This window comes from Aliikangiella maris, from assembly GCF_040719265.1.
Classification (GTDB): Bacteria; Pseudomonadota; Gammaproteobacteria; order Enterobacterales; family Kangiellaceae; genus Aliikangiella; species Aliikangiella maris.
The window spans coordinates 1-7,923 of the sequence record NZ_JBFDAH010000049.1; the positions used below are offsets into that span (position 1 = coordinate 1).

Sequence of the window (7,923 nt, forward strand, 5' to 3'; positions counted from 1 at the left end):
CGATGCTATTTTCGTCTAGCTCTTCAATGTAATTAGTATAGTGACGAAGAGCGTCAAGCAATAAAGTCACTTCGGTATATGGCAGTTTTAAGTCTATTGTTTGCATAGTTAGCTCCTTAGTTTATTTTGATAGCATGTTCTCTAACTTTATCCATTAGCGCATGAAATTCGCTCAATTTCATTGTTCGCTCTGGAGCTAGCATATAGTGCGTTTCATAATTTGGCCGCTTGTCAATTACAAACTTGACGCCTGGCGGCAGTGGTGTCCCTTTGCGAATTTTCCAAGTATTTTTCTTTCCTTGTGGCAGCGATGAAAATGCGCTAATTCCATTTCCATCTGCGATTATATATTTGATACCTGCGCGATCCTGAATTTTCGCATCTTTATTTGGTCTGATGTTATCAAAACGCGGTGATTTAGAGTTGCCAAACCTATAACCGCAGCACTTCCTAAAGACAAAATTATTAACAAATATATTCTTGAGATGATTTTCATAATTGTGATTTAACGTTAAGCTAACTCGGAATATTACGAGCGAGTCAGCGAGTAATTTTTCGAGTTGAGCGCTTTGTTAAAACTAAATTAACATGGGCCATCTTTTGTGCAAATCTTCCTTAAAGATTCTGAATTAGGAGACATACCAGAATTACAAGTTCCATCACCGACCAAGCGCAACTCTTTTCCCGAATGATATGCAGCCAAAACTGAAGATACAACTAATTTACCAAAAGCAGTATTTGTGTCGACAACAAAACGATTTGTGTGATTGCATGATGCCGTGTTAGAAATAACCACATCAGGCGTGATATAGAATCCACCAGAATTACTTAGAACGTAGCCTTTGATTTTGCTATTTGATGTGCCTTCAGCAAGTACCATAGTTGGTAGCATGAATAATTTGATTAAGATTAAACACTTTCTCATTATTTTTTCCTGTTTTAACGCTTAAATCAAGCGCCGCCATAGGCGGTCACTTGGGTTTTTTTGTTAGAGCAGCTTACCCTATTAGATGCTCATACCCTAGCTCTTCTATGTAGTCCTCTATCACATCACAAATTTTTTCAGCATCTGTGGTGTGAATTGGTTGTTGTAAAACAACGATATTATCTTTGGAGTCTTCTGCAATTTTATCACTCATTAGATTTAGAAATGCTATGACTTCTTTAGCTTCTTGTTCAGAATCAATTGACTGCTTTTCGAGAATTTCTAGGACACTTTTATTTTCAAGGTTTGACGCATAGTAAGACATTATGTCTTTTATTGGTTGATGTATATTCTTCATGGAGCAACCCTCATTCTTCCAATTTTTTCCAGTTTTCGTGCCACAATTTCTAGTTTTCTTATAAGTTCTGGGACACTTATTCTTTTGGTGACTGTTAGGCTGGCAGTCCCAGACGGTCATGTACGACTTTAAGCCCGTCTATCAGTAACATCGACTCATCAATTGCATAAATATCCACCTCAGTATGGAATCTCGCTTTTGATTTTATAAGCTTTTTAAATTTTTTCATGTTGGTAGCAAAAGAAAGTCCTACATCTCTACTGGCTTCTACGTACTCCATATCACTAGAAAATTTAAAATCAACTTCCCGCACATTATCGTTAGTAAGCGTTGCATGTGATCTTGGATCGACAACCCTAATCAACTTTTTTAACTCAGTGATTTGTTCTCTAACATCATCAATTTGAATTAACTCCATATTCTCTCCTATGAATTACGGTTATTACGATTTGGCTCTAACGCCCGCCTAACACGCAATGTGTTGGCATGGCTTTTTGCGTCGTTTGCCAAAACCATGACAACTTAACATTGTCGGAGTTTAGGCGCTTGTTAGTTGTTTTACTCCCAAAAATTTACATTTTTAGACTCTGGAAAGTCTGGTCTTTGAGGGTTCACAACGCAAAAACGATGCCCCGTCGGTACCTCCATAACGACCCACCTTTCAAAGACTTCGAATATTTTTGCACCTAGCGCTGACAGTCTTTTAACCTCGGCAGATACATCGTCAGTTTCAATATCGAGATGTACACGACTATCGTGATCCACTTTCTGTATCAATATTCGAGGTTGATCATCTGGCACTTCCAAATGTGAGTATCGATCTGACCACGATTCGCTTGATCGGACACAATTTAATCCTAATGCTTTTTCCCAAAACTTATTTGCCTCTTCAATATCTTCAACTTTACTATCAATAACTAAAGCTGCAAGTCTACTCTTGTGCATTGTTCCTCCTAAACAACTAACGCCGCGCTCAGGGGAAAAACGGAGCGGAGCAAATTTGTGGTAAAGTGAACGCAGCGAACCACAAATTTGTGGAGCGTAGTTTTTTCCCTTGCAGCGCCTTGTTATGCGCAACTCACTTTCATCGGTTTTCATGTATGCAAACTTGCCAATCCCTAATGTAAGGAATCAATGAATTGAAGCTGAATTTATTACCATCACATAATGAAAACAGAACATTGCTGAGCTTGTACCAATCAGTATCAGCAACGTCGGTAACTTGGCTATAGGTTTTAAGTCCTTGCTTATGTAAGCCTGCCACACCCACCCATTCAGCCTCATGCTTCCAGTAATTTGCACAATCATTAATTATGCTGATGATTGATTGCTCTGAGGAATGAATTGGCCCTAATCTATAAGCATCGCCTTTACTCACGCCTGTAGCTATTAGGCTTTCAACTAAATACTGCTGTATCGCCACAAAGCCTATCCCGATGAAATATTCCCCTCTATCACATAAGCCATCCGAGTCAGGATCAATTGAATTTGAAATGAGTTCATTGATTGAATTCAACTTTTGATCAATCATCTCAAGAAACTCACACAAAATAGCAAGCTCAGTATCCATGAGTCCATCTTTAGAAACCAAGATCAATGCTCATTCTCCAAAATCGCATAACGCCAAATTGTATTGTGCGCTTTCCACATCAACCACCAATTTCTTGTTAATTTCTATGGCATAAGCATAAAGCTTTTTGCTAATGGATAGTCATTAGAGCATCCGTCAACATAAAACTTAATTGTTTTAGAGGATGACATTGCATACATCATTGCAGACATCGCACGATCGGCTAACTTAGGGTTAACAAATGCTACAAATTGTTTTTTTGAACAAGTCACAGAGTTCGATAGAGGAAATTCTGACTTGTGTTTAACATAGACTCCTTCTTCCGCAAAAGAATGCACTCCTGAATCAATTACTTCTAGTTGCATTAAGTCTGCTGGAGCTAAAGTCACCCACTCCGCAGCTTCAAGCTTCCCAATAATAATTACTAAAAACATAAATATATATTTTTTCATACGCTTCCTTTTTGAATTAACGCTGAGTGCAGCGGCAGTTTGTGGAGTGGCGTTTGTGCTAGCATAGCGGCGAGCACAAGGGAGCCACGTAACAAACTGTCCGACTGGCACGACTTGTTAGCTTTTTACATTGATTTCATATCATCGATATACGCTTTCTCGAATTGCGGCCAGTCATAAAGCGCCTCTGGATTAAAATCCTGGCCGTCAGGCCACTCAAGATTACCACCATCATTTAATTTTACTTTTTTGAAATATTCTACGTCTTTGAGGTTTGCCATCCATCCTTTGCCAATGACAGGCTCGAAATTGATTGTTTGACGTTTACCATCTACAAAAACCAATTCAATTGTGTAATCGCCGATAATTTTAAAACTCTTTACGACCCATTTTTCTAAGTTTGACATAATAAAATCCTTATCTAAGAGGTTCGATTTTAAAGAAGGAAGGTGTGCTAGACGGAATATTTAATTTGTTCCAGTTTGAATTTAGCTCTGTTTTTCTCAGCTCTATCCATGCTTCTACGAGTTTTTTCTCTTTTCTTGGAAAGTTACCCTCCATTAACTCAGCAGTTGCAATGCTAAACACTGCTTTTTTCCCAGCGTAATCAGCGTGTATGTGAGGATAGTGATGCCTTCCCCCGACTTCTCGATACATATAAATAATGATCCCTAAAAATCTACATATCTCTGGCATATTTCACTCCTATGATGATTTTTGAATTGAAAGCTAACGCCAACCGCAGAAGTGCGCTGTTCAGCATCTGCTGCCGGTTATGGTTAACTACCTAATATAAGAAAAAACGAACATTCGCAGATTTCCAATCTCCCCAAGCATTGCAGCTTGCAGGAACGTCATCGCCATCCAACCAAACGCTTCCCATTTCTGCTTTGGTTGATTTGGCATGCATTAACATCGACAACATCGATTTACATGTCTCTGCGCTAGTTTTATAACCACCACCAGGAATATTCCATTCTGAATTGGGACTACATATAAAAATTGCTTTATTCATGCTACTAAGTTTCAGCATTATTCTATCATTCGCGTGAATGCCAATTTTATCGACAGTTCCTGTACATTGAATTGTCGCCGCGAAGGAGCACGAAGAAAACATAAATAATATAATCGATATAATTTTTTGCATAATTGATCCATTTTAAAGTTAACGCCTTTGTCAGTTGCGTTTTGGTTGTAGAGGATTTTTGTGCAAAAATGGCCGTAGGTCATGCACAAAAAGGAGCTTAGACCAAAACGTCAACTGGACAAACTTGTTAAGCATTTTCTACTAATGCCTCGCAAAATACGGTGGCATCCCAATTCTTTCTATCTGAAACTTGACCGTCACCAATCTCGATTAATCGAAGCTCACCGTCAGAACGCCGAACAATATCTACCGAGTAAAACGGCATTTTATGACGTGCAGCGATTTCGCTGACAAGAAATGGAACGACCCCATTTGGAGAGTAAGGTTTTCCGTTGAACACAAAATAACGCACTTCGCTTTCGCCGATAAGCTCTTCAACTCTTCGCAGTGCGATACCGCCTTCAATTTCCCCGCGATGCTCTCTAATTAAGCCAACGATTTCCTTAATCTCTTGAGGAGAATTTGCGATTGAGCCTCTATCACTATAATTTGACTTAACAAAATCTTTTACGAAAAACTTACCCCACCCAGACTTTTCTGCTTCTGAAACTGCATCGTCTTCATTTTCAATGAAAATTGTTTCTGGAGTAAATTCCAATACTTCTTTGTACCACCCGGGCAAATGATGTGAGCTTATAAAGTTTTCAGTATTGGTGAGCATTTTCCCATCGTGCTTACTCACGAAATTTGAAAGCTTTTCATAAGATTCTGGATTCAACATCCAGCCACGATAAAGAATGACGTCTCCTTGGTCCAACCTTGGCTTTGGCCGAAACTCATCAAACTGTAAAGTGTCGTAATCAAACAGTGAGCAAGCAATTCCCTTTTCTTTGAGTTGCAAATACTCTTCGTGAAAATGGCCATCAGCTTCTTTTTCGTTTAATGGATTGTATGGAAATATTACTCTCATAGTTCTTTACGCTTAACGCCTTTAGCAACGGCGCAGCTTTGCTGCGTCCGATTGCCTAAACTTGTTACATGCTGGTGAGCTGTGGATCATGCCACACATCCTCGTACTCGCCAGCAACTAAAAATCTATAACCTGGAGGCAATGATAAATACTGCTCTACTTCAGGTAGATATTCCGATATATGACTAACGTGCAATGGTTTGAAAAAATCTTCGTCTTCAGACATTTCTTCCCCGCACCAAATATACCAGCCACATGTTCCATTCTCGGGGTTATGTCGCAAGCCATTAATTGGCATCTTGCCAATAGTTTCGATAGCTATACCTAGCTTTTCAACTTCTTTGGAGGGAAGCGGTATTGCATCGAATTTTTTACATATTTCCTTTTGGCTTGGCACAATATTTCCTAAGGCATGTAACGCCCCACTCACCGGGATATCGGGAGCGCAGCGAGTTATATTTCCGCGTGCAGTGGTTTGTTATACCTGAAATTCAAAAGCATCAACAAATTTTTGAACTTCAATTGGGTTTGTAGTTGAAGCATTATAATCCGGATCTTCCAAATAAGAATCATTAAGTTTTTCCGAAAGTAAATGCAGAAATTTTGTTATGTTTTCATCACTACAGAACGATAAAAAATCGACATTTTCTATATTTAGTTTTCTAAACAACCCTGCCAGTATCATTGAAATTGAAACTTGAAACTTATTACCCCTTTTTGAAACTCCATATATTTCTTTTGAAAATGGAAACTCAGTATGTCTAGCTATTGACTCAATAAAATTATTAAACCTAGAAAATTGATCAAACGTGTTTTTTGTTAAAGCCTCTAGATCATCATGCTCTGTCATTTCTAATCTTGACTTTTTCTCCATATAATATTCAGCATATTGAGGTGATTTATAGATTTTCTTAGGTTTTCCATCTTTATCTATGACCTCTTGACTAACCCCATCTTCAATAATACTTAGAATAACAAACACATTCTCCTGACAAGTTTTCTTTTGATACCTATCCTTGGAAATTGCGTATGCTTTTGAAAGTGAATCTTTTGGATTATCCATTAACTCTTTACAGAATTTATTAACAAACTCATTAACTTTCGAATCGTATACAGCGTGTCTAATATCTTGAGGCGTAAGAGGTTTCGTCCCCTTGTTATATCTGTTAAATATTTCCAGTTCAAAATCTTTACCGGGAAAGTCTCTAAAGGTAATTGTTGAAATATCCCTACTTTGAAGCGTATTTATATCATCAACATCAAGATCATCGAAAAACATATTGTTTTTATTATTCTCAATGCTTAGATCTGTAAGCTTAAATGAGTTTGAAAAGAAACGATGGAATGCTCTTAGCCTATGTTGGCCATCAACAACATTTAGTACCTGAACACCTTTGTATTTAAAACTTGCCAAAAATATTGGTGGAATTGGTATTCCAATTAACGCAGATTCTATCAGTGAGCTTTCATCTGAAACACTAGAGCGATATTCTCTTTGATAATCAGGGGAAATTATTATTGCATCATTAAATTTTACGATTTGTTGTTTTGTTAATTCATCTTCTTTTAGCTCTTGAAGCTCATACCCTAGCTGAACTCGCTCAAATACTGTCTGCCAAGTTAAACCTATCGTAGTAGGGTTTATTTTAAAGTCATGACTCATTTTATTTATCCTCTCGCACTAGATCTGCGATATCTTGCTGCATCAATATATCCTTTGCCACTGAGGTTAGCTCTGGATAAATATGGGTAAAACTGATCCCCATCGAATAAAGAGATGCCAGCAATTTCTTCTTACTCTCACCCTTGATGATAAGCTTTCGTAAAATTGAATCATCAAGGCTACTTTCTAGAGGTTTGTCATCGTCTTGGAATATAACAAAAAGACCTTTTTGCGCATTCACTCTCGAATTAATTTTCCTGCTCTGAACAACAAATGGGCCATCATATCCCTCACTATTTACAACAGCGTCACCAGATATGTTGATAATTTGCGATTGTTGTATAGATTTATTGTTCAATGCCGAGGGATTCAAGAAATAGACTACCGCATCATCATCACTTTCATCTTGAAATGATTTTTCAACCGCAAAAAGTAATGAAATAACATGCGATGTTGTAAAATCCATCAATTTCGTTGGTATTCCGTAATGCTGAGCATATAGCATCCATTCTATCTCATTTTTAATATCCCAAGGGGTATGCATGTACTGGTAGGAGTTTATTTTGAACTGATCTAAGAAATTTCTTATTACGCGTTTACTATATTTTCTATTTTTCGACTCATCTAGGCGCAATGCACTTGGTAAGAGAGAATAGTCTTTGGACTGCCCTCTAGAAAGTGAAAACTCACTAGGTAACTCCTCTACATAGCCCATATATTCACTAAGCTTACTTATTTTCATTATCTATCCATTTATTTTGATGCTTATTACTGCGCGCATATAGGTATAACGCCAGCATAACCGGTGTTTTTCGCAGAGCGACGAAGGAGCGGCGCGAAAAACATCCGTGTTAATGCATTTGTTAAATGGTTATTTATCACAGCTTCAAGACAAGTC

The 7,923-nt window shown here is 37.9% G+C and carries 14 protein-coding genes; all 14 read right to left on the reverse strand.

Annotated elements, in window-relative coordinates; all coding sequences use genetic code 11:
• Nucleotides 1-116 precede the first annotated feature (116 nt).
• The 14 genes from ABVT42_RS22470 to ABVT42_RS21315 all read right to left on the reverse strand — a co-directional run bounded on the left by ABVT42_RS22470 (nt 117) and on the right by ABVT42_RS21315 (nt 7,767).
• Nucleotides 117-530 (reverse strand): Tse2 family ADP-ribosyltransferase toxin, encoded by a 414-nt coding sequence (locus tag ABVT42_RS22470; RefSeq protein WP_465251085.1) that lies wholly within the window; start codon nt 528-530, stop codon nt 117-119.
• 53 nt (nt 531-583) lie between these two features.
• Nucleotides 584-925 carry a hypothetical protein gene (locus ABVT42_RS21255; RefSeq protein ID WP_353898175.1) on the reverse strand — a complete coding sequence of 114 codons (342 nt, stop codon included), beginning with the start codon at nt 923-925 and terminating at the stop codon, nt 584-586.
• 73 nt (nt 926-998) lie between these two features.
• Nucleotides 999-1,283 carry a hypothetical protein gene (locus ABVT42_RS21260; protein ID WP_353898176.1) on the reverse strand — a complete coding sequence of 95 codons (285 nt, stop codon included), beginning with the start codon at nt 1,281-1,283 and terminating at the stop codon, nt 999-1,001.
• A 94-nt stretch (nt 1,284-1,377) separates the two neighbouring features.
• Nucleotides 1,378-1,701 carry a hypothetical protein gene (locus ABVT42_RS21265; protein ID WP_353898177.1) on the reverse strand — a complete coding sequence of 108 codons (324 nt, stop codon included), beginning with the start codon at nt 1,699-1,701 and terminating at the stop codon, nt 1,378-1,380.
• 140 nt (nt 1,702-1,841) lie between these two features.
• On the reverse strand, nt 1,842-2,228 hold the full coding sequence (locus tag ABVT42_RS21270; protein ID WP_367024389.1) for a VOC family protein: 387 nt from the start codon (nt 2,226-2,228) through the stop codon (nt 1,842-1,844).
• A gap of 139 nt (nt 2,229-2,367) precedes the next feature.
• Nucleotides 2,368-2,853, reverse strand: coding sequence for a hypothetical protein (locus tag ABVT42_RS21275; RefSeq protein ID WP_353898219.1), 486 nt, complete (start codon nt 2,851-2,853; stop codon nt 2,368-2,370).
• A gap of 104 nt (nt 2,854-2,957) precedes the next feature.
• Entirely contained in the window at nt 2,958-3,305 is a 348-nt protein-coding gene (locus ABVT42_RS21280) for a hypothetical protein (protein ID WP_367024391.1), read from the reverse strand.
• Nucleotides 3,306-3,430: 125 nt separating this feature from the next.
• On the reverse strand, nt 3,431-3,712 hold the full coding sequence (locus ABVT42_RS21285; protein ID WP_353897993.1) for a DUF2442 domain-containing protein: 282 nt from the start codon (nt 3,710-3,712) through the stop codon (nt 3,431-3,433).
• 10 nt (nt 3,713-3,722) lie between these two features.
• Nucleotides 3,723-4,001, reverse strand: a complete 279-nt coding sequence (locus ABVT42_RS21290; RefSeq protein ID WP_353897994.1) for a DUF4160 domain-containing protein — start codon at nt 3,999-4,001, stop codon at nt 3,723-3,725.
• 91 nt (nt 4,002-4,092) lie between these two features.
• The gene (locus ABVT42_RS21295) at nt 4,093-4,338 is read right to left on the reverse strand and encodes a hypothetical protein (RefSeq protein ID WP_353897995.1); all 246 of its coding nucleotides are present in this window, start codon (nt 4,336-4,338) and stop codon (nt 4,093-4,095) included.
• 241 nt (nt 4,339-4,579) lie between these two features.
• Nucleotides 4,580-5,362, reverse strand: coding sequence for an ATP-grasp domain-containing protein (locus ABVT42_RS21300; RefSeq protein ID WP_353897996.1), 783 nt, complete (start codon nt 5,360-5,362; stop codon nt 4,580-4,582).
• Between the two features lie 64 nt (nt 5,363-5,426).
• Complete coding sequence (locus tag ABVT42_RS21305; protein WP_353897997.1) at nt 5,427-5,759, reverse strand: immunity protein Imm33 domain-containing protein; 333 nt, start codon at nt 5,757-5,759, stop codon at nt 5,427-5,429.
• Between the two features lie 81 nt (nt 5,760-5,840).
• Nucleotides 5,841-7,025, reverse strand: a complete 1,185-nt coding sequence (locus ABVT42_RS21310) for a DUF262 domain-containing protein (RefSeq protein WP_353897998.1) — start codon at nt 7,023-7,025, stop codon at nt 5,841-5,843.
• Nucleotide 7,026: 1 nt separating this feature from the next.
• Nucleotides 7,027-7,767, reverse strand: coding sequence for an FRG domain-containing protein (locus ABVT42_RS21315; protein WP_353897999.1), 741 nt, complete (start codon nt 7,765-7,767; stop codon nt 7,027-7,029).
• Nucleotides 7,768-7,923 lie beyond the last annotated feature (156 nt).